The organism is Gordonia sp. YY1 (assembly GCF_009872315.1).
In the GTDB taxonomy this organism is placed as follows: Bacteria; Actinomycetota; Actinomycetes; order Mycobacteriales; family Mycobacteriaceae; genus Gordonia; species Gordonia amicalis.
In genome coordinates this window covers 137,974-163,609 of record NZ_WXYI01000002.1, presented here as the reverse complement: position 1 = coordinate 163,609, position 25,636 = coordinate 137,974, and the positions used below count along the sequence as shown (strand labels likewise).

Here is a 25,636-nt window from a genome sequence, read left to right as displayed (position 1 = left end):
GGGCGTCATTTGTCGAGCGGCACTGTGCGGGCATTCGGGTCGTAACGCGGTGGCGGCCCGGCAGTGTCGTCGCCCGGCGGTCGTGGTGCGTTGGCCGAGCCACGGATCTGCTGGTTCGGATCCTCGGTCACACAGTACAGATTGGTCGGGATGGTCAGCTCGAGGACCTTGGTCGGCCGACGCGGGGTGACCGGGTAGCTGCAGCTCGGCCGCGGATACACCGAACCGAAAGTCCACCACGCGCCGTCGTGGAACATGGTGAGGCTCTTGATGCTCGCGTCCCGGATCGACGGCATCAGCGTCGCCAGAGCCGGTGCTCGCAGCGCGCCCTGCTCGGCGATGTCGAGGAACTGCTTCATCACGTCGGTCACCGGATCGGTGAGCTGATTGATCGAACCGGCGAGGCTGGTCATCTGCGACGGGTCGCGATCGAGCAGGGTGCGCAGTTCCCTGTCGGAGGCGGCGGCGTTGTTGATCAGGTCGCTCAGCGACGACACCGTGTTCCCGAAGTCGGGCTGGATGTCGGCGGTCGTCTTGAAGATGGTGCCCGCGTTCTGGATCAGCCTCGTGGTCTCGGGCAATGCGGTGTACAGCCGCGCGAAGATCGTGCCGCCCGAGTCGAACAGCACTTCCAGATCGTTGGAGCCGTCCTCGGAATACAGCGCGACCTTCAGATTGTCCACCGCCGAGCGGAGTTCGGCCGGATCGATCTGCTGGATGAGATCCAGGGAGGACTCGAGAAGGTCGGAGAACGGCACGGTGACCTTGGTCTGGCCGGCCTTGATCACGTCGCCGTCCTTCAGGTACGGCCCCTCGGAGGTGGTCGGCTGGAAGTCGACGTACTGCTCGCCCGCCGCCGACAACCCCAGCGCCGCAACGGTGCTGTCGCGGTTGATCTTGTACCGGTCGTCGACCGTCACCTTCACCGTCACCGAATCCGGTTCCACGCGGATGGTGTCGACCTCGCCGATACGCGCACCGCGCAGCGTCACACCCGAGGTCTCCTGCAGACCACCGGAGATCGGGAACTCGACGGTCAGCTTGTACTTGTCCGCGAACGGTTCCCACCGCAACGTGCCGAGCGCCAGGTAACCGAGTCCGACGACCATGACCAGCACGAGCCCGATGTTCCCGACGAGCACCGAATTTCTACGCAGGAAACCGAATACGCCGCTCATCCGCAGCACCCCTTGGTTCCGGTGAGTCGGGCCAGCAACCGGGTGAGGGTCTGCTGGAGCGCTGCCGAGCCCGAGTCGATGTCCTCGAGCTCGGGAAGCCTGCTCGCCGAATCGAACCCGACGCCCGGGTTGAGCCAGTAGACCTTCGACGACACCGCGGCCGCGCTACCCGGTGTGGACTTGATCCACTTGGGGGTCAACGTGTGCAGATTGTCGGCCAGCGAACCGAGCGGACCCGCCGCCTGTCGCAGACCGGCCAGGACGGTCGACAGATGACCGAGCATCTCGACGAAATTGTCCTGGTCGGTACGCAGGAAGTCATTGGTCGCCGAGGTCACCTGCTGGGTCTTGTCCAGCGCGGTCAGGATCGAGCCGATCTGACCGTTCAGCGACTCGAGGGCGGGGCCGAGCTTGTTGATCGACGCCATGATCTGGGCACGACCGTCGGCCAGTTGTCCGGTCAGGATCCGGGTGTTCGCCAGTGACCGGTCGACCTGCGCCGAACTCTGGTTGAGCTTGCGAATACCGGTCGTCAGTCCGCGGATCGCGCCGTTGAGGTCCGACGGGTTGGTCGCGACCGCGGCACTCAGTTCGGTCAGGATGACCGTGAGCGAGTTCAGCGAGCCGCTGTCCACCACACCGCTCATGCTGATGAGCAGGTCCTCGACCGTCGCCGCCGCGGAGGTGGGTCCGGTCAGGGTGTCCCCGTCGACCATGAAACCCTTCGGCGCGTTGGGCGGCGGCAGCAGGGCCACGAACACGTCTCCGAGCGGCGTCGCCTGTCGGAGTTCGGCGCCCGTGCCCACGGGCAGCTTGGTCTTCTTGCTGACGTCCATCGTGACGATCGCGGAGTAGTCCTTGGCGACGATGGTGTCGACCTGCCCCACGTCGGTGCCGTTGAGCTTCACCTTCGCGCGCGTCGGCAGGTTCAGGGCGTTGTCGAAATTCGCCGTCAGCCTGATGGAGTCGCCGATGCCACCGGGGGCCGGCAGCGGGATCTGCTCGACGGTCAGCCCGGGCAGCACCCCACAACCGGTGAGCCCCATCAGCGCGCTGAGGAGCAACGCCGTCACCGCGCCGCGTCGCATGCGGGAGCGGCGTCGTGCCGGTTCAGCGACCGTGCGACCCAGGGAAGCGCTTGTCACCGCTCTCATTTCGTCAGCTCCAGCATCGCGGAGTAGATGCCCATGTCCGGACCGAAGTCCTTCAGCTTGCCGGTGCGGCAGCCGTCTTTCTGCAGGTTGATCGCCTCACAGAACTCGGCGAGCAGCTCGTTGTCGACGAGCGACTTGTCCAGCAGGACCTGGGCGCGCCAGGTGCCCTGCTCGGCGGAGATCGAGTTGCCAAGGTTCTGGAAGAGCAGCGGACCGACGTCGATGGTCTCCACCACCTGCCGTGAGTAGTCGCTCAGGTTCGCGGTCAGCGCGGCGAGCCGGTCGAAGGAGACCGAGATCGTGTTGGTGTTGTTCTGCAGGAAGGCCGTGGTGTTCTGCAGGGTCTGGTTGAGGTTGCGCAGCGTGGCGACGAGACCGGGTGACTGGCTGCCGAGCAGCTCGGACACCTCGTTGACCGACTTCGAGAAGGCGGTCATCTTCGGGTAGTTCTTCACCAGCGTGGTGGTGAGTCCCTCGATGGTCTCGATGATGTCGACGAGTGCATCGCTGTTGCCCGACACCACGTTCGACGCCTGGCCCAGCTGGTCGAGGGCGGCGCGGATCTCCTCGCCGTTGCCGGTGGCGATCCCCGAGGTGATGTCGATCATGTCCGCGAGCGGGCCGGAGCCCGGGCCCTCGCCCTTCAGGGACACGACGAGACCGTCGATGGCGTCGAACAGTTCCCCGACGGACACCGGGGCCTTGGTCTCCTTCAGCACCGAACCGTCCTCCAGCCTGGGTCCGCCCTCGTAGGCGGGGGTGAGCTCGACGTGGCGCGTGGTCACGATGGAGGTGTTGACGATGGCGGCCGTGGCGTCGGCGGGCACCGGCACGTCGTTGTCGATGGTCATGGTGACCTTGACCCGGTCACCCTGCGGCTCCACCGCGGTCACCTGACCGACCGGCATGCCGAGCACCGCGACGTCGTTGCTGACGTAGAGGCCGGCGACGTTGTCGAAGTACGCGGTGACCTCGATCGCCTGCCCGAATGCGGCCTTCCAGCTTCCCGGGATCATCGAACATCCCGACAGCCCCAGGATGCCGAGCAGGGAGACGCACACGAGGAGCGTCGAACGACGCAGTCTCTGCGGGTTCAGCATCCGTCCACCACCCGGGCCAGGCACAACCAGTTGTCGGGGAAGATGCCCCAGGGCAGGTAGCCGTTCACGTACGGCCCGTCGCCGATGACGTTGTTGGTCAGTCGAGCCGTCACGGGCAGGATCTCCAGCAGCTTGCGCAGGTTGTTGCGGTTCTTCTCGAGACCCTGCGTGATCGTGTTGAGGTTCGCCATGATCGGGGCGAACTGGTTGGCGTTCTCACCCGCCACCGCACTGGCCTGTTCGGTCAGTTCGGCGATGCCGTCGAGCAGGCGGGTGATCAATTCCTCACGGGCCACGATCTTCTGGGTCAGGTCGCGACCCTGGCCGACGATCACCGCGAGCTGCGCCTGATTGTCGTTGACGATGATGGTGATCGTCTTGGTGTCGGCGATCAGCTGGTTGATCTGGTCCTTGCGGTTGGTGATCACCTCGGACATCTGCGTCAGGGCCTCGAATGTCGGTTCGGTGATCGCGGGAACACCGGCGAGCTGACGGTTGAGGGTGCGGATGCTCTGCGAGAGGGTCTTGTCGTCGACGCCGGTCAGGATCGGCGCCCCCTCCTCGATGGTGCGGTTGAGGTCGTAGGGCACCGCGGTCCGCTCGATGTGACCGTCGGGTGCCTCCTCGGGCGAATCGCCCAGCGACACATCGACGTAGCGCTGACCCAGCAGCGTCGACATCTTGATCTCGGCCATACCGTTCGACGTCACCCGCACGTCGGTGTCGACCTTCATCGTCAGCGCGACGTGGTTCCCGGCGAGTTCGGTCTCGGTGACCTCACCGACGTCGATGCCGGCCACCCGCACTTTGTCCCCGGGCCGGATTCCGCCGGCCTGGGCGAAGTCCGCGGTGAGCGTCTTCTTGCCGAGATGCGCGCCCGCCAGTGCCGTCACGCCCAGCAGGAGGGCGACGATGACGACCGCGCCGATCACGCCGTACCAGATCCGGGTGTTGCTGCGGAAGTTCTTACGGAACCAGTTCATCGGCACACCACCGAATGATTCGTGCCACCGATCTTGTTGAAGATCCCCGGCGGCAGCAGGACGTCACCGATCGCGACGTCGAGGTCACAGGCATAGATGTTCAGGTACGCACCCTCTCCGAGTACCAGCGGGAAGTGACCGAGGAAGACCGGCGCGTCGACGGCCATCCGGTCGAGCTTGGAGCCGTTCTGGATGAGCGTCTTGGTGGCGATCCGTCCGTCGGTCGCGGCGGCGGCGAGGCTGTCCCGGCTGCGGCTCAGGACGTCGGCGAAACCGCTTGCGGTGCGTCCGATGTCGGAGACCGCACTGCCGAACGCCGCCGAGTTCGAGTTGAGGTTCGCGATCAGATCGGACATCGACCCGATGACCGTGCCGAGCTGACCGCCCTGGCGGGACAGGTCACGCATCACGGTGCTCAGGTTGTTGATGATCGCGCCGATCACGATGTCGCGGTTGGCGGTGTCCTCGGCGAGCCTGCCCACCTCGGCGACCGTGTAGCTCAGCGAGACCGAATTGCCCTGGAAGGCCTCGAGAAGACCCTGCGAGAGTGCGTTGACCTGCTCGGCGTCGAGTGTCTCGAACACCGGCTGGAACCCGGCGAGCAGCTTGGTGACGTCGAAGGAGTCCTCGGACGGCAACTCCAGTGTCGACCCGGGCGACAACGGCTTGCTGTCCCGGCCCTCCACCAGCGTCAGGTTGAGGTACCGCTGACCGATGAGGTTCTGGTAGCGGATCGCGGCACGGGTGTTGGTGTAGACCTGCTGGTCGTTCTGCACCTCGAATTCGACTCGGGCGCGGCCGTTGTCGAGTTCGATCTTGTCGACGCGGCCGACGCGGACACCGGCCATCCGGACGTCGTCGCCGCTGGAGAGACCCGAGGCGTCGGTGAAGAACGTCGTGTACTTGTTCGTCGATCCCGACACCGATCGTTCCAGGGTCGAGAAGATCACATACGACACGAGCAACGCGGCGATGGCGAAGATCGGGAAGCCGATCAACGGTTTTCGGATCGAATCCGAGGCCGCGCTCATCGTCCCCCTCCGTGGTCGGTGGCAGCATCACGCGCGTCGATCGACTGGACCAGCGGTCCGAGCATGACCGTGTCGGCGGCCGACGGCTCCCGGCGCAGCACCGCACCGAGGGTCTTGTTGTCGGAGTCGGTGGTCACCATGCCCACCGGCCGGTTCTTGCGCATGCCGTCGGACGGGTAGATCTGCAGCGGACCCGACATCGTCGGTCCGGTACCGGTTCCCGGCCCGACACATCCCGGGCCGCGCAAGGTCCCGTACGGGCCGCCGTTGTAGACCGGGCAGTTCTGCCGGGTGTAGCGCACGAACGCACCGAAGCTCACACCGAGGTTGAGCTTGACGTGTCCGTTGGTCCCGGTGAAGACCGTGAGCACCCGGGCGGCCAGGTTGTTGAGCGCGATGACCGCCTGCGGCAGCGAGTTCGGTTCGAGGACGGTGGCACCGAGCATGCGGTTGAGGTCGGTGACGAGTCGCTGACCGCCGTTTCCGTTGCGGGCGAACATCAGCTGCGTCTGGTCGAGCAGTCCCTGGCTGCCGGAGAGCAGTGCTGCGAGGTCGCGCTGCTTCTCGGCGAGCGTCACCGCCGGTATCACGCTGCGCCCCAGGGTGTCGAGCAGTTCCGGCGCGGACTCCGCGAGGCCGCTGATCGCGGCGTCGAAGTTGTCGAACCCCGGGGGTGCACCCGGCGGGAACTGCGCGTTGATCGAGTCGAAGTAGTTGCGCAGCACGCCGACGAACGAACCGAACACCGAACCGCCGCCCTTGAGGGCGTCGGCGATGACACCGAGCACCTGGGCGAGTTCCTCCGGCGGCACCGCGTCGAGGATGGCACTCAACTCGTTCTGCGCGTCCTGCAGTTTGATCGTCTCGAGAGACTTGTCGGCGGGGACGGAATCGCCCGACGACAGCCGCTCGGTGCCCGGTTCGGCGGGCCGCACCAGTTCGACCGAGTTGACGCCGAACAGGTTCGACGGCACGGTCCGCGCGGTCACCGATGCCGGGATGCCCTCGGCCTGCGCGGGCACGATGTCGATCTCGACCTTCTTGATCACCTTCGTCGCGTCGGTCTCGCCGGTGTCGGCGACCGAGATCGACTTCACCGAGCCGACGATGAGCCCGTTGTACCGGACGTCGGCACCCGACGTCAGACCGTCACCGACATCGACGAGGTCGGCGGTCACGGCCACCGTCTTGCTGAATGTGCCCTGGTACCGCATGAACAGCAGCACGAAGATCACCAGCAGGACCAGCAGGAAGGCGACGCCCCGCAGCACGTACTGCAGCAGCGATGGGTTGCGCCCATCGGTCGCGATGTTCACCGGCTCCCCCTCAGCCCGAGATCTTGATTCCGGGCGAGGTGCCCCAGAACACGAGGGTCATGATCAGATTCGCGAACACGATGACGATGATCGCGAGTCGGATGGCATGTCCGGCAGCAACTCCCACACCTTCGGGCCCCCCAGAGGCGAAGTATCCGTAGTAGCACTGGATGAACGTCGTCAGCAGCACGAAGACGATCACCTTGATGAACGAGAACACCATGTCCCACGACACGATGAACTGGTTGAAGTAGTACAGGTAGGTGCCCTCGCCCTGGCCGCTCTGGACCATGAACATGAACTGGCACGCAAGGTAGTTGGCGGCCAGCGACACCGAGTACAGCGGGATGATCGCGAGCACCGCGGCCAGCATGCGGGTGGTGACCAGGTACGGCAGCGGCCGGATCGCGATCGCCTCGAGGGCGTCGATCTCCTCGGCGATGCGCATCGAACCGAGCTGTGCGGTGAAGCGGCAGCCCGACTGCGCGGTGAACGCCGTGGCCGCGAGGAGCGGGGCGATCTCACGCGTCGTCGCGAACGCCGACAGTCCGCCGGTCACCGGCGACATGCCGAGCAGGTTCAGCGCGGTGTAGCCCTCGATCCCCACGGTCGCACCGCCCATGATCCCGAGGATCACCATGACACCGACCGTGCCGCCGCCCACGACGATCGCGCCGTTGCCCCACGCGACGTCGGCGAGCAGCCGCCAGACCTCTTTGCTGTAGTGCCGGAAGGCCAGCGGGATGGCACCGATGGACCGGACCAGGAAGGTGATGAGGTGACCCATCGCCGCGAGCGCGTCGCGCGGCCCCCGATAGACGGCTTTGGCGGCCTCCACGGGCCTGAGCGCGGGTGGCACATACCGTGACGCGGTCATCTCACACCACCTTCGACGGGAAGAGGATCGCGAACAACTGCGTGAGGATCACGTTCACGGTGAACAGGAGCAGAACCGAGTTGACCACCGCAGCATTCACCGAGTTCGCGACACCGGCGGGACCGCCCTTCGTCGAGAGGCCGCGATCGCAGGCGACGATCGCCACGATCGCGCCGAATATGACCGCTTTCGCCAACGCGAACATCAGGTCCGCGGTCGTCGCGAACGATGCGAAAGTGCCCGTGTAACTGCCTGGCGTACCGCCCTGGAAGTACACGTTGAAGACGTAGCCGGTGATGAAACCGACGAAGCACACGAAGCCGCAGAGCAGGAAGCTGACCACCATGGTGGCGAGGAGTCGCGGCGAGATCAGCCGCTCGATGGGGTTGACGCCCATCACCTTCATGGCGTCGATCTCGTCGCGGATGGTGCGCGAACCCAGATCGGCGGCGATGGCCGAGCCGACCGCGCCCGCGAGGAGCAACGAGGTGACCAGGGGTGCGCCCTGCCGGATCACGCCGAGACCGGTGGCGGCACCGGAGAACGACGTGGCGCCGACCTGGCCGGCGATGTTGGACACCTGGATCGAGACGATGACGCCGATCGGGATGGCGACGAGGAGGGTCGGGAACACCGACGTGGTCGCCATGAAAGCGCACTGGCGGATGAACTCACCGAACGGGAACCGCCGCTTGGCGAGGTCGACGAAGAGCGTGCGGAACACCTCGACGAACATGCCCAGCTGGCGTCCGAAGGTGTCGAAGGACGCGACGACATGCTTGTCGAACCACGCCCGAACCGCATTCGGTCTCTTCCGACCGACCTCCTCGTCGTCCGAGGTGACTGCGTCTGTGCTCAATCCCTACCCTTGCGTCTCGGCTCACCCGTTCACCGGCCGTCAGGTCGCCGAGCACGTGATGCGCCAACTCGTGCGCATCGGCTCGGCTGATCTGCTCGAGGTGCCCCCTTGGACATGAGCGTCGCCGTAATATACCCCGCTTTCGTCCGGCGATTGTGATCGGCCTCACAGTATCGCGCGATGCGCCTTCGAGAGCCCCGACATACCTTGCATGATGTGAGGAATTCCCCGACGACGTCCGCGACTGATGACCAGAGCACCAAAACTTGGTCAGTCGACCAACGGGAACAATACCTACCACTTCGTTCCAATGTGGGCCCTTACCACCCGCCACGCTCGGTGAACGAGATCCGGGTGTGGGCGCCCGAGGCCGGGAAGGTGGACCTCGTCGTACGATCCGGCGGTCCCGGCTCCCCCACCCGGTCGGTGCCGATGTCCGCCGGCGCCGGCGGGTGGTGGCAGGTCCCGTCGGACAACGCGATCGAGACCGGCCCGGACCTGCGCTACGGGTTCTCGCTGGATGACGGCCCGGCCCGGCCCGACCCGCGTTCCGTCCGCCAGCCCGACGGGGTCCACGAATTGTCCGCACTCTTCGGCGTCGACGAGAGCCGGTGGACCGACGACGACTGGGCCGGCCGCGACGCGCACGGGGCCGTGATCTACGAACTGCACCTCGGGAACTTCACCCCCGCAGGCACTCTCGACTCCGCGATCGAACGGCTCGACCACCTCGTCACCCTCGGCGTCGATCTGGTCGAGCTGATGCCGGTGAACGCATTCAACGGCACCCACAACTGGGGGTACGACGGCGTCGGCTGGTACGCGGTGCACGAGACCTACGGCGGCCCGGCCGCACTCGCCCGCTTCGTCGACGCCTGTCACGCCAAGGGACTCGGCGTCGTCCTCGACGTCGTCTACAACCACCTGGGACCGTCCGGCAACTATCTGCCGGACTTCGGACCGTATCTCAGTGAGGGCACGACGTCGTGGGGGTCGTCGGTGAACCTGTCGGGACCCGATTCCGACGAGGTGCGCGCTTTCATCGCCGGCACCGCCCTACGCTGGTTCACCGAATTCCACATCGACGGACTGCGTCTCGACGCCGTCCACGCCCTCGCCGACCATCGTGCGGTCCACATCCTCGAAGAACTCGCCGCGGCGACCGACGCCCTCTCGGCCGAGCTCGGGCGCCCGCTGTCACTCATCGCGGAGAGCGATCTCAACGACCCCCGGATGATCATGCCGCGATCTCGCGGCGGTCTCGGGCTGGCGGCCCAGTGGGACGACGACATCCACCACGCCGTCCACACGCTCGTCTCCGGCGAGCGACAGGGCTACTACGCCGATTTCGGCAGCTTCGGCTGCCTCGCGAAGGTCCTGACCGGTGGGTTCTTCCACGACGGCACCTACTCGTCGTTCCGGCGCCGCTGCCACGGCCGGCCGATCCCGACCGACCTCGTGCCCGCGTCGTCGTTGCTGGCCTACACGTGCACCCACGACCAGGTGGGCAACCGGGCGATCGGTGACCGGCCGAGTGCCTACCTGGACGGCGGGCAACTCGCCATCAAGGCCGCCCTGGTCCTGTTGTCCCCCTACACCCCGATGCTGTTCATGGGCGAGGAATGGGGCGCGGCAACGCCTTTCCAGTTCTTCACCTCGCACCCCGAACCGGAGCTGGGCCGGGCGACCGCGCAGGGCCGGAAGGCGGAGTTCGCCGAACACGGGTGGGACAGTGAGGACGTGCCCGACCCGCAGGACCCGGAGACCTTCGAACGGTCGAAATTGGACTGGTCGGAGCTCACCCGTACCGACCACGTGCGGGTGCTCGACTTCTACCGGTCACTGATCGCACTGCGGAAAGCCGAACCGGCCCTCCATGATCCGGCATTCGCCTCGGTCGACGCCGAATTCGACGAGGCGGCAGGGTGGTTCGCGATGCATCGCGGCGACTGGTCGGTGGTGTGCGTCCCCGGCGACGCGCCCGTGACACTCCCCTGGCCGCTCGACGTCCGGCTGGCCTGGGAGCAACCGGACGACGGAGTGTCACCCGGACACAACGTGATCGTCGGCGTACGACGCGATTCATAGCCCGAAGCCGCGCCGGGCGCAGGTGCGGGACATAAAACGATCAGGTCAGGTACTCATAGGCCGGCGACCCCGGCTCGAGGCGCTCGCAATGCAGGCGGGAGCGCGACATCCGGTCCATCAGATCGCCCAGGTCATCCGGGGTGCCGAGTTCGACACCGACCAGTGCGGCACCGGTCTCGCGGTTGTTGCGCTTGACGTACTCGAACAGCGTGATGTCGTCATCCGGTCCCAGGACCTCGTCGAGGAAACGGCGCAGTGCACCCGGCTCCTGCGGGAAGTCGACCAGGAAGTAGTGCTTGAGGCCCCGGTGCACCAGCGAGCGTTCGATGATCTCGCCGTAGCGGGACACGTCGTTGTTGCCGCCGGACACCAGACATACGACGACCGCGTCGGCGGGAAGCCGCAGCTTGTCGAGTGCAGCGACCGCCAGCGCTCCCGCGGGCTCGGCGATGATGCCCTCGTTCTGGTACAGCTCCAGCATCGCCGAGCAGATGGCACCCTCGTCCACATGTGTGATGTGGGCGGAGCCCGGGGTCGGCGACACCGGGCCGTCGGGGATGACCCGGGCGGCCGGGTTCGCCGAGATGCTCGCCAGGATCGGGTGATCGCTGACGCTCGCGCCGAGCTCGGACATCACCCGGTGTCCGATGGTGCCGATCCGCTTCACCGCCGCGCCGTCGACGAAGGGGTCGATGTCGTCGAGGGTGACCGGCCCGCCGTTGACCAGCGCCGCGCTCAGTGACACGGCGCCGGTCGGTTCGACGCCGACGATCGCCACCTCGTCGGAGAGCCCACGCAGGTAGGTCGCCATGCCGGCCAGGCAGCCGCCGCCGCCGACCGGTGCGACGACGACGTCGGGCATCCGGCCCAGCTGCTCGACGATCTCGCGTGCGATGGTTCCCTGACCGGCCGCGGTCCGCGGGTCGTCGAAGGCATGGATCCACGCGGACCCGGTGCGCATCACATCGGCCTGTGCAGCGGCAGCGGCCGCATCATAGGTGTCCCCGATCGCTTTCAGCTCGACGAATTCCCCGCCGTGCCAGGCGATCCGGTCGCGCTTCTGTTTCGGGGTGGTGGTCGGGACGTAGATCCGTCCCGGCACCTTCATACTCCGGCACGCGAATGCGACTCCCTGCGCGTGGTTTCCGGCACTGGCCGCGACCACACCTCGGGACAGTTCGTCGGCCGAGAGCTGCGCCATCACGTTGTAGGCGCCGCGGATCTTGTAGGAACGGACGGTCTGAAGGTCCTCGCGCTTGAGGTAGATCTGCGCGCCCGACGTCGACAGTCGCGGGCAGGCCTCGAGCGGGGTACGCGCCACCGCGTCGGCGATTCGCGTCGACGCCGACTCGATGGCGTCGAGGGTCAGTGCCGGACCGTGCTGGTGAACGGGGACGTGGTGCGTACTCACGACTGCCATGTTCTCACTGCGCGGGATCGTTCGGACCGTCCGGGTGCACCGATTCCGACACGGCGAGTGTGTGCCGGGGTTGCCCTGACGGACGGGTGGGTATACCCGCGAAGCCACTCGTCGCCCCGCACCTCTGCGCAAGACCGGGCGAGATCACGGCAGCAGCACGACCCGCCACCTGACCAGGGAGCAATCATGACATCTCGCCACCCATCCCGGCGCCGTCGCCGGCGCACGTCTCGCCTCACCCGGATCGCCGCCGGCGCGTCGGCGGCCGCCGTGGCGCTCGGTCTCGCCACCGCCGTCGGCCCCGCCCCCGCCTCGGCCGCGCCGCTCTGTCCGGGAGCCGCTCCCGCACGGCTCGTCGGCGTCGTGCCGGGTGCCGCGCTCGAAGGCCTGACGGTCGACGCCGGTGGACGCCTCTACACCACCGATCTCGTCTCGGGGCGCGTGTATCGGCTGTCCGGGCCGGGTGCACCGGCGGTGCCGATCGCCCGGGTGCCCGGTGGGAGCGGGGCGGGTGCACTCGCCTGGACACCCGACGGAACCCTGCTCGTCGGGTACGGCTCCGATCCCCGCGTGTTCGTCGGCGATGCGCTTCGGCACGCGTCCATCGGCCGTCTGGACGTCAACACCCGCGCATTCCGTCCGTGGGTGACCGGCCTGTCCGCGGCGAACGGGATGGATGTGTCCGCGCGTGGAAACGTCTACGCCACCAATGATTTCGGCAACCTCATCGGACGCGTCTCACCCGGCGGTGCCGTGAACGCCGCGTGGGGTGCCCTGCCGAGCGCCAACGGCGCGGTCCTGAGCCGCGACGACCGTTGGCTCTACGTTTCGCGGACATTCGTGAACCCGGGCGTCAGCCGGATCTCCACCGCCGATCCGCGGAACGTGCAGAGTCTGCTCGGCGTCGGTACACTGTCGACTCCCGATGGGCTGACCCTCGATTCCCGGGACCGGCCGGTCGTGCCGTTCAACGCGACCGGCGAGATCGTCCGGATCACCTCTCCCGGTCGTTACTGCGTGCTGGCGACCGGCCTGTCGACCTCGAGCGTTCTCTCGTACGGTCGCGGCGACCGCGGGTTCTCCGCCGGGCGCCTGTACCGGGCCGGATTCGACGGACGGATCTACGAGATCCCGGGCGGATTCGATCGGGGCGCGACCGCCGCATTCCCCGCCAGGTAGCGCTCGCCCCACCACACCGCGAGGACGGCCACCGCCGTCACCCACGCAGTGGCCTGTAACGATCCGAGGATCAGCAGGGCCACGACGGCGGTGGCGATGCCGGCGAGTACGGCGTGAGCCTTGTGGGCGGGCCACTCGACGCCGAAGACGTCGATCGTGCGCGGCGCGCGCCGGTGCGGACGGTGCACGTTGATGCCGATCATCGTGGTCATCTGCGAACACTCCCCTCTGCGGCCGGGCGCTACTGGACGTGGCGTCGAGTATAGCGCCATAGCGAAGAGAAATGTTCGGTGGACCGAAAACCTGGTGACGGGGACCCTGTCGGTGTTCTGATCGGGCGGTTTCGACGCGGTGGCTCGCTCCGCTCGCTACCGGCTCAACCAGCAGGAACACCCCACGCAGGTTGAGCCGACACCGAGTGAAGCGAGGCGTCGCGTCGAAACCCACCCAACGCGCCACCCCACCGACTCAACCAGCAGGAACACCGGGGTTTCGACGCTCGCTACCGGCTCAACCAGCAGGAACACCCCACGCCGGTTGAGCCGACACCGAGCGAAGCGAGGCGTCGCGTCGAAACCCACCCAACGCGCCACCCCACCGACTCAACCAGCCAACACACGAGGTTTCGACGCGGTGGCTCGCTTCGCTCGCTACCGGCTCAACCAGCAGGAAGTCAGCCCACGCCGGTTGAGCCGACACCGAGCGAAGCGAGGCGTCGCGTCGAAACCCACCACCAGCAGGAAGTCAGCCCAGGCAGCTCGGTCCCAGCAGCGCTTTCAGGTCGCCCATCAAGGCCGAACTCGGCGCCACACGTAGGGACTCGGTCAGCTTGAGCTGCGTCTGGCGTTTGTCGCTGACGAGCGTCACATGCACGTCCGCCATCCCCGGATGGCGCGTGAGTACCTGCTTGAGCGCCTGAACCCGATCAGGGGTGCAGAGTCGGGCGGACAGTGTCAGTGCGACCGGTTTGGTGGCTCCCGCGGTCTCCAGATCGGGAACGGCCAGGTCGTTGGCGCTGATCATCATGCTGTCCTCGCGCAGGTTGACCCGGGCCTTGATCAGCACGATGTTGTCGGCCACGATGTCCATCCCGTACGCCACGTACGCGCGGGGGAAGAAGTAGACCTCGACGCCACCGACCATGTCCTCGAGGGTGACCGCGGCCCACGGCTCCCCCTTCTTGTTCACCCGGCGCGTCACCGACGAGATGATGCCGCCGATGGTGATCTGGGCACCGTCGGAGATATTGCCTTCCAGCAGCGACGTGATCGAGGTGTCGGTGTGCGCGGCGATGGCGTGTTCGACGCCGGCCAGCGGGTGCCCGGAGACGTAGAGACCCAGCATCTCCCGCTCGATCGCGAGCTTGTGCTTGGTGTCCCACTCCTCCTCGGGCACCTTGACCGCGAAGACCTCGGCCAGTCCGGGATCCGCGGCGTCGTCCCCTCCGCCGAACAGGTCGAACTGACCGATCGCCTCGGCCTTCTTGGTGCCGATGACCGATTCGACGGCCTCGGCGTGCACGAGGAACAGCCCCTTGCGCGGGTGGCCGAGCGAGTCGAACGCGCCGGCCTTGATCAGCGATTCCGTCACCTTCTTGTTGCAGGCGGTGACGTCGATCTTGCCGAGGTAGTCGGAGAAGCTGGTGAACTTCCCCTTCTCCTCACGGGCGTTGATGATCGAGCCGACCACGCCCGAACCGACGTTGCGGATCGCGGCGAGACCGAAGCGGATGTCGGCGCCGACGGCCGCGAAGTTGCGCTGCGACTCGTTGACGTCCGGCGGCAGAACCGTGATGCCCAGCTTGCGGCAGTCGGCGAGGTAGATGGCCGCCTTGTCCTTGTCGTCGCCGACGGAGGTGAGCAGACCGGCCATGTACTCGGCGGGATAGTTCGCCTTGAGGTAGGCGGTCCAGAACGAGACGAGGCCGTAGCCGGCGGCGTGCGACTTGTTGAACGCGTAACCGGCGAACGGCAACACCGTGTCCCACAGCGCGGTGATCGCCGCCTGCGAGAATCCGTTGTTGCGCATGCCCTCCGCGAAGCCGTCGTAGGCCTCGTCGAGGATCTCCTTCTTCTTCTTGCCCATCGCGCGACGGAGCAGGTCTGCCTGTCCGAGCGAGTAGCCGGCGACCTTCTGCGCGATCTGCATGATCTGCTCTTGGTAGACGATCAGACCGTAGGTCTCGGAGAGGATCTCCTTGAGCGGTTCCTCGAGCTCCGGGTGGATCGGCCGGATCTCCTGGAGACCGTTCTTGCGCTTGGCGTAGTCGGTGTGTGCGTTCACACCCATCGGACCGGGCCGGTACAGCGCGAGGACGGCCACGATGTCCTCGAACCCGGTCGGCTGCATCATCTTCAGGAGTTCGCGCATGGCCGCGCCGTCGAGCTGGAACACGCCGAGCGTGTCACCGCGGGCGAGCAGTTCGTAGGTCTTCTCGTCCTCGAGCGGCAACGAGTCGAGGTCGAGGTCGATCCCGCGGTTGAGTTTGATGTTCTCCAGGGCGTCACCGATGACGGTGAGGTTGCGCAGACCCAGGAAGTCCATCTTCAGCAGTCCGATGGCCTCACACGACGGGTAGTCCCAGCCGGTGATGATCGCGCCGTCCTGGGCGCGCTTCCACACCGGGATCGCGTCGGTCAGCGGCTCCGAGGACATGATCACCGCACAGGCGTGCACGCCCGCATTGCGGATCAGGCCCTCGAGGCCGAGCGCGGTGTCGTAGATCTTCTTGACGTCCGGGTCGGTCTCGATGAGCGTGCGGACCTCGGCGGCCTCGCCGTAGCGCTCGTGTTCGGGGTTGGTGATGCCCCAGACCGGGATGTCCTTGGCCATGATGGGCGGCGGCAGCGCCTTGGTGATGCGGTCGGCGATCGCGAACCCCGGCTGGCCGAACTGGACTCGCGCGGAGTCCTTGATCGCGGCCTTCGTCTTGATCGTTCCGAAGGTGATGACCTGGGCGACCTTGTCGCTTCCCCATCGCTCCGTCGCGTAGCGCACCATCTCGCCTCGACGACGGTCGTCGAAGTCGATGTCGATATCGGGCATCGACACGCGTTCGGGGTTGAGGAATCGCTCGAACAGCAGTCCGTGCGGGATCGGGTCGATGTTGGTGATACCCAGCGCCCAGGCGACCAGCGAGCCGGCCGCCGAACCGCGGCCCGGGCCGACTCGGATGCCGACCTCGAGGGCGTGGCGGATCAGGTCGCCGACCACGAGGAAGTAGGCGGGGAAGCCCATCTGGATGATGACGTCGAGCTCGTAGTTGGCCCGGTCGAGGTATTCCTGCGGCACCTCGGTACCGGCGAAACGACGCTCCTGGAGTCCCTTCGCGACCTCCTTGCGCAAGAAGGTCTGCTGGGTCTCGCCGTCGGGCACCGGGAAGACCGGCATGCGGTCGCGGTGGGTGAAGACATCTTTGTAGGACTCGACGCGCTCACCGATCTCGAGCGTGTTGTCGCAGGCGCCCGGGACCACCGAGTCCCACTGCTCGCGCATCTCCGCGGCCGACTTCAGGTAGTAGCCGTCGCCGTCGAACTTGAAGCGGGTCGGGTCGGACAGCGTCTTGCCGGTCTGCACGCACAGCAGCGCCTCGTGGGCGGCGGCGTGTTCCTTGGTGACGTAGTGGCAGTCGTTGGTGACGATCGGCTTGATGCCGAGCTTGCGGCCGATGTCGAGGAGACCGTCGCGCACGCGGCGCTCGATCTCGAGTCCGTGCTCCATCAGCTCGAGATAGAAGTTCTCCTTGCCGAAGATCTCCTGCCACTTCGCCGCGGCTTCGAGGGCTTCACGGTCATGCCCCAGACGCAGACGGGTCTGCACCTCACCGGACGGGCAGCCGGTGGTCGCGATGATGCCCTCGGCGTACTGGGCGATCACGTCGGCGTCCATACGCGCCCACTTGCCGAGCTGACCCTCGATGGAGGCGAGCGAGGACAGCTTGAACAGGTTGCGCAGGCCGGTCGCGTTCTCCGCGACCATCGTCATGTGCGTGTACGCGCCCGAACCGGAGACGTCGTCGCTCTTCTGCTCACGCGTGCCCCACTGGACGCGTTTGGTGTCGAACCTCGAACCCGGCGCGATGTAGGCCTCGATGCCGATGATCGGCTTGATGTCGTTCTTGATCGCGGTGTTGTAGAACTCGCTGGCGCCGAACATGTTTCCGTGGTCGGTCATGCCGATGGCGGTCATGCCCAGCCGCTTGGCCTCGGCGAACAACGGTGACACCTTGGCCGCACCGTCGAGCATCGAGTACTCGGTGTGGTTGTGCAGGTGAACAAACGAGTCCGTCACTGTGCCTCTTCTGTGCTCGCTGGTTGCTGTCTCGCGGGGATCATGCGCACGCTGATCTCGTGCCGCCGGTCGCCGAGTCCGGGTCTACTCTAGGCGCGCCCACCGACACCTCCTGGGAGGCACTCCGGGCGGTGACGAATGGGACAGCTGTGACAGCATGGCCGCCTCGCGCACACCCCGATCCACGTCGGGCTACAGCGCAACGAGAAACACGACGACGATCAGGATCAGCAGCACGGCCGCCACCCCTGCCAGCACCAGGGGCAGGCGGTTCGGGCTCGACGACGGACGCGGACCGCCGGACGACATCGGCCCGCCTGGGAACGGTGCACCACCCGGCGGCCGTCCCATCGGTCCCGACCCCGCGGCGCGGAGATGGTCGTTGGTCTGGCGGTGCGGACCGGACGGTGGGTGCTGCCACACGGCGGGATCGGCTCCGGTGGCCGGACGCGGTGGTGCCGGCCGGTCTCGCGGCTGCCTGTCCCCGGACGGGCGTTCACCGGCACGCCGATCCGGGTTCGGCCGGGGTGCGGCCCGCCGCGTCGCCTCCCCGCCGGGCGGGGCGGGCGGAGGTCCGCCGCGGTACGGACGTCCCGGCGCCGGCGGCGGAACCGCGCGACGTGTGGCCGGCATCGGCCCGGGTTGGTTTCGCGAGGCCTGATGGTTCCCGCCGGCCGGGCGCGGCGAGAGTCCGCGCACGGTGACGGCCTCGGCGTCGGGAACCGACGGTCGAGGCACGTGCCGGAGACTCGCCGTCAGTGCGTCGGCGAACTCGCGGCAGTTCGCGAACCGCTCCTCGGGTGTCTTCGCCATCGCCCTGGTGATCACCGCGTCGACCCCGGTGGGCAACCCGGCGACGAGTTCGGATGCCCGCGGCACCGGGTCCTTGAGGTGTGCGCCGATGACCGCGCCGGTGTCGCGGTCGTCGAACGGCACCCGGCCGGTGAGCAGGTGGAAGGTCGAGGCCGCCAGCGAGTACTGATCGCTACGACCGTCCAGCGTCCGTCCCATCAGCTGTTCCGGTGAGGCGTAGGACAGGGTGGCCAGCACGGTGCCGACCGAGGTGAGGGCCTCGGTCTCGTCGGAGATCTTGGCGACGCCGAAGTCGGTGAGCAACACCCGCTGTTCCTCGACCGTCGAGTCCTCGTCGACCTCGGCGAGCAGGATGTTCCCGGGTTTGACGTCGCGGTGGGTGAGACCCCGGCGGTTGGCGTGGTCGATGCCGCGGGCGACCTGCGACGCGATGTGCGCGACCCGCGACGGTGTGAATCTCCCGATGTCGGCGAGCTCACGGGCACAGTCGGTGCCCGGCACGTACTGCATCGCGATCCACAGCACATCCGACCGACCGGTCTCGGACGCGGTGGGGACCGTCGCCCGGCCGCGATTGAAGACGGTCACGATGTTCGGGTGGTCCAGGGTGGCCGCGACCTCGGCCTCGCGGAGGAATCGGCGCCGGAAGTTGTTGTCGGTCAAGCCTGCCGAGTCCTTCAGCACCTTCAGTGCGTCATACCTGGGGAGCTCCGGGTGCCGGGCGAGGAAGACAGCGCCCATGCCGCCGCTGCCGAGGAGTCGCTCGACGCGGTACCCGGCGATCACCGTTCCAGGCTCGAACACTCTCTCAATCTAGGCGAGTTCACCGACGATGTCGCCGGTTGACGGCCGAACGAATGCAACGCCTCCGGCGAGGCCCGACCCGATGCTCAGGTGGCGCGCAGGACGTCGAGTGCGTGCTGGAGGTCCTCTGGATAGTCCGAGGTGAACTCGACCGTGCGACCGTCCGCGGGATGCGCGAAACGCAGCGTCCGCGCATGCAGCCACTGTCGTTCGAGACCGAGCCTGCGGGCCAGGACCGGGTCCGCACCGTAGGTCGGGTCGCCGCAGCACGGATGGTGCAGCGCCGCGAAGTGGACGCGGATCTGATGCGTACGGCCGGTTTCGAGGTGGACGTCGAGCAACGACGCCGCCGCGAACATCTCGAGGGTGTCGTAGTGGGTGATGCTCGGCTTGCCGTTCGCGGTCACGGCGAACTTCCAGTCGTTGCCCCGATGCCGGCCGATCGGCGCGTCGATGGTGCCCGACGGCGGGTCGAGATGTCCTTGGACGAGGGCGTGGTAGCCCTTGTAAACGGTCCGCTGCTTGAACGCCCGCTTGAGCAGCGTGTAGGCGCGTTCGGAGACGGCGACCACCATGACGCCGGAGGTTCCGACGTCGAGGCGGTGGACGATCCCCTGCCGCTCGTGCGCGCCGGAGGTCGAGATCCGGAACCCGGCGGCGGCCAGCGCGCCGATCACGGTGGGACCACTCCAGCCGAGCGATGGATGCGCGGCCACTCCGACCGGCTTGTCGACGACCACGATGTCGGAATCGTGGTAGATCACCTCGAGGTCCTCCACCGGCGTCGGCTCGACCCGCAGCGGTTCCTCGGGTTCGGGCAGCGTGACGTGCAGCAGGGTGCCCGCGGCGAGCTTGTGTGACTTGCCGACGACGATCCCGTCGACGAGGACGTCGCCGTCCTCGGCCAGGGTGGCCACGACGTTGCGCGACAGTCCCAGCATGCGGGAGACGCCCGCGTCGACGCGCATGCCGTCGAGTCCGTCGGGTACCGGTACGACGCGTGATTCACGCATGGGTACTGCCCCCGTCCTCGTTGCCGTCGGTCTTGTCGGTGCTGCCGGTGTCGTCGGGATGCCGGTCACGCCGGGCCGCCCACCCGGTGCGGCTGCCGTCGTAGTCGAAGCCCAGGGCCGACAGGGCCACCAGCAGGATCGCCCCGCAGACCACGGCGGAGTCGGCCACGTTGAAGACCGGCCACCAGCCCACCGAGACGAAGTCGACGACGTGGCCCTGAAGCGGCTCCGGTGCGCGGAAGATGCGGTCGATGAGGTTGCCGATCGCGCCGCCGAGCACGAGCGCGAGACCGATCGCCCATCCCCACGAGTTCAGTCGACTGCTGTAGCGGATGATGACGGCCACGACGATCAGTGCGATGACGGTCAGGACCCAGGTGTATCCCGAGGCCAGCGAGAAGGCGGCGCCGCTGTTGCGCACGAGTCGCAGCGTGACGACGTCGCCGATGATCTCGATCGGGCGCTGCGGATCGAGGGTGGCGACGGCGATGGTCTTGGTCAGCAGATCGAGCCCGATGACGACGAGCGCGACGCCGAGGAGCGCTGCGGTCACCTTGGAGAAGCGTCGTCCGGGGGTCGCGTCGTCCGATCGGACCTGATCGCGGTCGGCGTCCGGAGAGCGGGCGCCGCGCGGATCCGCGTTGCCGGAATCCGTCAGGGGTTGGTCATCCACAGCCTCATTGTCCACGACCGGTCGAATACGCTGGCTACCCGTGTCCTCGCATCGTCGTTTGTTCCGGTCCGTTGTCTCCGCGTGCGCAGTCGTCACGGCGGTGTCCGTGCTGGTCGCGGGGTGCTCGTCGGACTCCGACGACGACACCGGCACAGGTTCGGCGACCTCGGCCGGCTGTGTGAACGAATCACCCTCCCGGGCAGCCGGAGCGGCGCCGGTGCCGATCTCGCCGGCCACGGTCACGCTGGTCGACGCAGGTGAAGGCGAGCGCCGGGTCGCCTCCCCCGCTCCTGACACCTCCTCCACACAGTCGGTGACCTTGGTGACGACCTCCGAGGTCGCCTCGCCGGGGTCGGCGGACGCCGAGACCGTCGAGACACCGCTGACCGCGCGGTTCTCCTGCACCGACAGGTCGGAGGTGGAACTCGAGCTGGGCACCGTGACCTCGCCGGATGCGTCCCTCAACGGACAACTGCCGGCGATGGCCGGGACGAAGGCCGGACTGACGACGGGTCCCGGGCTCGCACCCGTCGCGTTGCGTCTCGCCCCGCCGGAGCAGGCGGGCGAGGAAGCGCGCCTGGCGGTCGAACAGTCCCTGGTGACGGCGCTGAACACCTCGATCGCACTGCCGACCGAACCGATCGCGGTGGGCGCCAGGTGGCGCACCGAACGCGTCATCTCGGCGGCCGCGACGGTCACGCAGACGATCGACGCACGACTCTCGGCCTGGGACGGCAACCGTCTCACCATCCAGTTCTCCGCGGAGGAGACCCCGGTCAACTCGGTGTTCGCCATCCCGGGCGGCAACGACACGCTCACGATCAGCCGGTTCAGTTCCGAAGGCGGTGGAACCGTGGAAGTCGACCTCACGCGCGGGCTCCCGGTCGGCGGCGAGCTGACCTACACCGGTGCGCGCGAACTCGTCGGGGCGGACCCGTCGCGTCCCCTGGTACAGAAAACCGGGTTGACCGTCACCTGGCGGTGAGGGACAACCCGGTTTCCCCGGGGTCAGCCGAGAGGCCGCCTGCCTAGCTCGCAGGCTTGCACATGGCGCTCTGGACCTGGTACAGGCCGAGCAGGTTGCACACGGTCTCGTTGGACAGCTTCCAGCGGCCGTCGTCGTAGACGATGGTCGACTCGGCGTTGGTCGGCGGGTTGCCTGCGGTCTCGATGCGGACCTTGACGCGGGCCTTCTTCGGGCCGGAGCTGATGACCGGGTTCACCAGGACCCAGTCCACGTCCGAGTTCTCCGCACGGGCCTTGACCAGCTCGTCGAAGATGGCCGGATCCTTCTCCGAACCCTGGACGAGGACGATCTTCTCGTCACGGGGGACCTTCGGGTCCACGGCGGTGGCGACGAGCTCGTTGAGGGCGGCGATCGACGGCGGCTTGCTGCCGTTGGTGATCGCGGAGCCGGTGTCACCGCCGGCGGCGGCGTCGGCGGTGCTGGTCAGGGTCGGGGCGGGCGGTGCGTCGCTGTCGTCACCACCGCAGGCGGCGACGCCGGTCATCAATGCGGCCGCGATCATGGTCGCGCCAAGAAACTTCCGATACTTCAACGATCTCCCTCACTATGTCTGTGGACGTGGGCGCGCCGGGGCGCTTTCCCGTGGTTCGCCGATGGGGTCTGCCGGGCGAGCCCGGCGACAGCCCACACCACTATGCCAAACGCAGCCGCGACATCCGGGTTCCACGCCGTGGGCGACGACGCTCGACGGCTCCTGGAGATGCCAGCGGGCTCGACGCGGTCACGGTGCTTGACGGCCCGGCGACGTGCCGTGAGGCTTGACGTCCATGACCGCTAATCCGCCGCCCGCCCGGTCGACCGTGCTGCTCACCACCGGTGGCACCATCGCCGCCCAGACCACCGCCGACGGTGCCGTGCCCGCGCTCGGTGCCGACGACCTGTTGTCGGCGACCGGGGACACCGGCGCGGGCACCGTTCGCAGCGTCGACCTGATGTCGGTGGACAGTTCGGCGATGACCGTCGCCGACCAGTTCGCGGTGGTGCGGTCCATCGCCGAGGCGCTCGCCGACCCCGAGGTCGACGGCGTGGTGGTGACCCACGGCACCGACACGATGGAGGAGACGGCCTTCCTGGCGGATCTCTACTGCCTCGACGAGCGGCCGGTCGTCTTCACCGGCGCGCAGTTGCCGGCCGACCACCCCCACGCGGACGGTCCCCGGAACCTCGGCGCGGCCCTGGCGGCGGTCCGCGACCCGGAGTCGCGCGGTCGCGGCGTCCTCGTGGTCGCCGGCGGCCGCGTCCTGCCGGCCCGCGGGCTGTTCAAGGTGTCGACGACCGACACCGCCGCCTTCGATTCGGTGCGCACCGACCTGCCGCGTCCGGTGCTGACCGACGAGATCCCCATCGGCCGGACCGCGCGAGTCGACACCTTCGCGCTGTATCCCGGCGTGTCGCCCGGGCTGATCGCGGCCGCGGTCGCGCAGAACGCCGCCGGCATCGTGCTCGCCGCGACGGGTTCGGGCAACACCCATCCGGACATCACCGCCGAGGTCGTGCTCGCGGTCGCGCACGGGGTGACCGTCGTGGTGACGAGTCGGGTGCCGTACGGCGAGGTGTCGGCGACCTACGGCGGTGGGGGCGGCGCCGTCGACCTGCATCGTGCGGGCGCGATCGTGTCACCGTGGCTGCGTGCGCCGCAGGCCCGGATGGCGCTGATCGCGCTGCTGACGGCACGCTCGAGCCCCGAGGCCATCGCCGAGTTCTTCTCCGCGTCCGGGACGTGACGCCGCACGAGTGGCCGGCGCGGCGATCACTCCTCGTCGCCGGCGAGATCCCATTCGAGGCTGTCGAGCGGGTCGGCGAGGCGTAGGTCGGGGTCGTCGACGCCGAAGGTGCGCGTCCGTCCGGGCCCGGTGGTCCGTGTCTCGAAGCGGACGGTGACGACGCCGTGCCCACTCCCCTGCACCCACCCGTGACCGAACTCGGGGTGTTCCACATCGGCGCCGGGAGCGAACGGCGCCCGGCTCAGCGGATTGCCGCCGGGAGCGAATCGCACGGGTTCGGGTGATTCGGTGTCGGCGGTGGGATCGTGAACCGTCTCCGACACCTCGACGACGTCACCGGATTCCGGTGACGATCCCGGGGCGGATCCCGCCGACGCGGTGTCGTGGTGCGTCGTCTCGTCGGGCGAGGTGTCGAGGTCGTCGAACAGTGCGTACTGCTGCACCGCCGTGAGACCCGAGAAGCCCACGCCCACAAGCCGTATCGACCCGACCGTCCGCGGGTCGAGAGCGAGGCGCTGGGCGGTGCGCTCGAGGTCGTCGAGATCGGTCGTGGCCGCGGCGGTGGTCGCCGACCGGGTGAGGATCGACATGTCGGAACGTTTGAGCTTCAACACCACCGTGCGCGCGCCGCGCCCGTCCTTGAGCAGCCGACGATGCGCGTCGGCGGCGGCTTTTCGTATCGCCTTGCGCAGTTCGTCGAGGTCGACGATGTCGGTGGCGAAGGTCGACTCGGCGCTGATCTGTTTGGCCGAGGCACGCTCGGCCACCGGTCGGTCGTCGACCCCCTGGGCGAGACGGTGCAGTGCCGGTCCGACCGTGGCGCCGAGTACCGAGGCGACCTCGATCGGCGACATCGCGGCGAGGTCGCCGATGGTGTCGATTCCCAGACGTGCGAGGCGATCCCCCGAGACCGGACCGATCCCCCACAGTTTGCGCACCGGCAGTTCGTGCAGGAAATCGATCTCCCCAGACGGCGGGATCACCATCACGCCATCGGGTTTCGCCATTCCCGACGCGATCTTGGCGAGTTGCTTTCCGCTGCCGAGCCCGACCGAGGCGGCGAGTCCGCATTCGGTGCGGATGCGGGTACGCAACATCTCCGCGAACTCCCGCGCATGCGCGACCGTCGCCCCGGCGAGTTCGGCCGGTTCCGCGAACGCCTCGTCGAAAGAGAGCGTTTCGATCACCGGAACCGCTTCGCGAACAATGCGGAACACCCGCTTGCTGACCTTGCCGTAGACCGCGCCGCGCGGGGGTACGACGACGCCGGTCGGGCCGATGAGGCGTCGGGCCTGATGCATCGGCATCGCCGACCTGGCTCCGAACACCCGTGCTTCGTAGCTCGCCCCGGCCACCACTCCCCGGCCACCGGAACCGCCCACGAGGACCGGGCGGCCACGCAAAGTGGGCCGGGTGAGCTGTTCGACCGAGGCGAAGAACGCATCCATGTCGAGATGCATCACCCAACGGGCCCCGCGCTCGGAGTCGTCGCCCGCCGGCGCGGCACCCGACTGCCCGCCGGACATCCACCGCTCGGGAACCGATGAACCGTCGGCGATCGTCGAGTCGGGATCCGGGCGCACCACTCGTCCGAGTCTAGTGAGCAGGACGGATGACGAAGACGGGGATCGAACCTGCATGGCGCGCGAGGTCGTCGTCGGACGGCTTGGTGCCGAGCCCCTCGGGCAGGAACCGGCCGACCTCCCAGCCCCACTTGCGCAGATACTCGCCGATGATCGGCGGACGCCGGTCCGCGTCGACCTCGGTCAGGGCGACGACGGTCCGCCGGCGGCCCCGGCTGAGTTCGGCCGTTCCGGCGGCGCGCACGTTGCGAACCCACTGGGTGTTGCCGCGCGGCGAGACGAGGTACTCGCCGCCGTCGAATCGCAGGACGTTCACCGGGACGCGCTGCGGATCACCGCTGCGGCGACCGACGACGGTGAGGTTCTGGGCACCGGCCAGGTTGACGCCGTGGTCGGCGAGCCAGCGGACGGTGCGGTTGACGACGTTGTCGAAGCCCTCGGGGGCGCGGTAGTGGGTGGTCGAGGTCATGGTGTCGACGCCTTTCATGGTGGCCGGAAGAATTCGAGAGCACCGCTCTCGTTTC

The 25,636-nt window shown here is 67.8% G+C and carries 21 protein-coding genes; 4 read left to right on the top strand and 17 right to left on the bottom strand.

What is annotated here, in order from left to right; all coding sequences use genetic code 11:
• Positions 1-5 precede the first annotated feature (5 nt).
• From BPODLACK_RS03925 to BPODLACK_RS03890, 8 genes are read right to left on the bottom strand one after another with little or no spacing between them, the layout of a single operon-like run.
• Positions 6-1,178 carry an MlaD family protein gene (locus tag BPODLACK_RS03925; RefSeq protein WP_159404767.1) on the bottom strand — a complete coding sequence of 391 codons (1,173 nt, stop codon included), beginning with the start codon at positions 1,176-1,178 and terminating at the stop codon, positions 6-8.
• The gene (locus BPODLACK_RS03920; protein WP_210737803.1) at positions 1,175-2,332 is read right to left on the bottom strand and encodes an MlaD family protein; all 1,158 of its coding nucleotides are present in this window, start codon (positions 2,330-2,332) and stop codon (positions 1,175-1,177) included. The genes BPODLACK_RS03925 and BPODLACK_RS03920 overlap by 4 nt, the downstream gene beginning before the upstream one ends.
• Positions 2,329-3,432, bottom strand: coding sequence for an MCE family protein (locus tag BPODLACK_RS03915; protein WP_006438545.1), 1,104 nt, complete (start codon positions 3,430-3,432; stop codon positions 2,329-2,331). The genes BPODLACK_RS03920 and BPODLACK_RS03915 overlap by 4 nt, the downstream gene beginning before the upstream one ends.
• Positions 3,426-4,415, bottom strand: a complete 990-nt coding sequence (locus BPODLACK_RS03910) for an MCE family protein (RefSeq protein ID WP_159404766.1) — start codon at positions 4,413-4,415, stop codon at positions 3,426-3,428. The genes BPODLACK_RS03915 and BPODLACK_RS03910 overlap by 7 nt, the downstream gene beginning before the upstream one ends.
• Positions 4,412-5,446 (bottom strand): MCE family protein, encoded by a 1,035-nt coding sequence (locus tag BPODLACK_RS03905; RefSeq protein ID WP_006438543.1) that lies wholly within the window; start codon positions 5,444-5,446, stop codon positions 4,412-4,414. Before BPODLACK_RS03905 ends, BPODLACK_RS03910 begins: the two co-directional genes overlap by 4 nt.
• Entirely contained in the window at positions 5,443-6,762 is a 1,320-nt protein-coding gene (locus BPODLACK_RS03900) for an MlaD family protein (protein ID WP_006438542.1), read from the bottom strand. The genes BPODLACK_RS03905 and BPODLACK_RS03900 overlap by 4 nt, the downstream gene beginning before the upstream one ends.
• A 10-nt stretch (positions 6,763-6,772) precedes the next feature.
• Complete coding sequence (locus BPODLACK_RS03895; protein ID WP_006438541.1) at positions 6,773-7,639, bottom strand: MlaE family ABC transporter permease; 867 nt, start codon at positions 7,637-7,639, stop codon at positions 6,773-6,775.
• A gap of 1 nt (position 7,640) precedes the next feature.
• On the bottom strand, positions 7,641-8,498 hold the full coding sequence (locus BPODLACK_RS03890) for an MlaE family ABC transporter permease (protein WP_006438540.1): 858 nt from the start codon (positions 8,496-8,498) through the stop codon (positions 7,641-7,643).
• A gap of 354 nt (positions 8,499-8,852) precedes the next feature.
• Here BPODLACK_RS03890 and treZ point away from each other — a divergent pair, with 354 nt between their 5' ends.
• Positions 8,853-10,586, top strand: coding sequence for a malto-oligosyltrehalose trehalohydrolase (treZ, locus tag BPODLACK_RS03885; protein ID WP_159404860.1), 1,734 nt, complete (start codon positions 8,853-8,855; stop codon positions 10,584-10,586).
• A 40-nt stretch (positions 10,587-10,626) separates the two neighbouring features.
• On the opposite strand, the gene ilvA is transcribed toward treZ, so the two are convergent.
• Positions 10,627-12,006: a threonine ammonia-lyase IlvA gene (gene ilvA, locus BPODLACK_RS03880; RefSeq protein WP_024500351.1), complete on the bottom strand. Its 1,380-nt coding sequence runs from the start codon at positions 12,004-12,006 to the stop codon at positions 10,627-10,629.
• Positions 12,007-12,192: 186 nt separating this feature from the next.
• On the opposite strand from ilvA, the gene BPODLACK_RS03875 reads away from it, so the two are divergent.
• Positions 12,193-13,185 carry an SMP-30/gluconolactonase/LRE family protein gene (locus BPODLACK_RS03875; protein ID WP_024500352.1) on the top strand — a complete coding sequence of 331 codons (993 nt, stop codon included), beginning with the start codon at positions 12,193-12,195 and terminating at the stop codon, positions 13,183-13,185.
• On the opposite strand, the gene BPODLACK_RS03870 is transcribed toward BPODLACK_RS03875, so the two are convergent.
• From BPODLACK_RS03870 to lspA, 5 genes are all read right to left on the bottom strand, one after another.
• A complete protein-coding gene (locus BPODLACK_RS03870; RefSeq protein WP_024500353.1) occupies positions 13,128-13,397 on the bottom strand; it encodes a hypothetical protein in 270 nt (89 codons plus the stop codon). The two genes, BPODLACK_RS03875 and BPODLACK_RS03870, sit on opposite strands and share 58 nt — an antisense overlap.
• 532 nt (positions 13,398-13,929) lie before the next feature.
• On the bottom strand, positions 13,930-17,475 hold the full coding sequence (gene dnaE / locus BPODLACK_RS03865) for a DNA polymerase III subunit alpha (protein WP_096274086.1): 3,546 nt from the start codon (positions 17,473-17,475) through the stop codon (positions 13,930-13,932).
• A 192-nt stretch (positions 17,476-17,667) separates the two neighbouring features.
• Positions 17,668-19,092: a serine/threonine-protein kinase gene (locus tag BPODLACK_RS03860; protein WP_096274088.1), complete on the bottom strand. Its 1,425-nt coding sequence runs from the start codon at positions 19,090-19,092 to the stop codon at positions 17,668-17,670.
• A gap of 86 nt (positions 19,093-19,178) precedes the next feature.
• Entirely contained in the window at positions 19,179-20,105 is a 927-nt protein-coding gene (locus BPODLACK_RS03855) for an RluA family pseudouridine synthase (RefSeq protein ID WP_006438690.1), read from the bottom strand.
• Positions 20,098-20,778 (bottom strand): signal peptidase II, encoded by a 681-nt coding sequence (lspA, locus tag BPODLACK_RS03850; RefSeq protein ID WP_051995453.1) that lies wholly within the window; start codon positions 20,776-20,778, stop codon positions 20,098-20,100. Before lspA ends, BPODLACK_RS03855 begins: the two co-directional genes overlap by 8 nt.
• Positions 20,779-20,818: 40 nt before the next feature.
• On the opposite strand from lspA, the gene BPODLACK_RS03845 reads away from it, so the two are divergent.
• Entirely contained in the window at positions 20,819-21,763 is a 945-nt protein-coding gene (locus tag BPODLACK_RS03845; protein WP_006438688.1) for a hypothetical protein, read from the top strand.
• A 43-nt stretch (positions 21,764-21,806) separates the two neighbouring features.
• Here the strand turns inward: BPODLACK_RS03845 and BPODLACK_RS03840 are convergent, their stop codons facing one another.
• A complete protein-coding gene (locus BPODLACK_RS03840) occupies positions 21,807-22,289 on the bottom strand; it encodes a hypothetical protein (protein WP_006438687.1) in 483 nt (160 codons plus the stop codon).
• Positions 22,290-22,572: 283 nt separating this feature from the next.
• Here BPODLACK_RS03840 and BPODLACK_RS03835 point away from each other — a divergent pair, with 283 nt between their 5' ends.
• On the top strand, positions 22,573-23,529 hold the full coding sequence (locus BPODLACK_RS03835) for an asparaginase (RefSeq protein WP_096274092.1): 957 nt from the start codon (positions 22,573-22,575) through the stop codon (positions 23,527-23,529).
• Between the two features lie 26 nt (positions 23,530-23,555).
• Here the strand turns inward: BPODLACK_RS03835 and BPODLACK_RS03830 are convergent, their stop codons facing one another.
• Both BPODLACK_RS03830 and BPODLACK_RS03825 read right to left on the bottom strand, forming a co-directional pair.
• The gene (locus BPODLACK_RS03830) at positions 23,556-25,055 is read right to left on the bottom strand and encodes a DNA polymerase IV (protein WP_051995454.1); all 1,500 of its coding nucleotides are present in this window, start codon (positions 25,053-25,055) and stop codon (positions 23,556-23,558) included.
• A gap of 70 nt (positions 25,056-25,125) precedes the next feature.
• Entirely contained in the window at positions 25,126-25,581 is a 456-nt protein-coding gene (locus tag BPODLACK_RS03825; protein ID WP_006438684.1) for a nitroreductase family deazaflavin-dependent oxidoreductase, read from the bottom strand.
• Positions 25,582-25,636 lie beyond the last annotated feature (55 nt).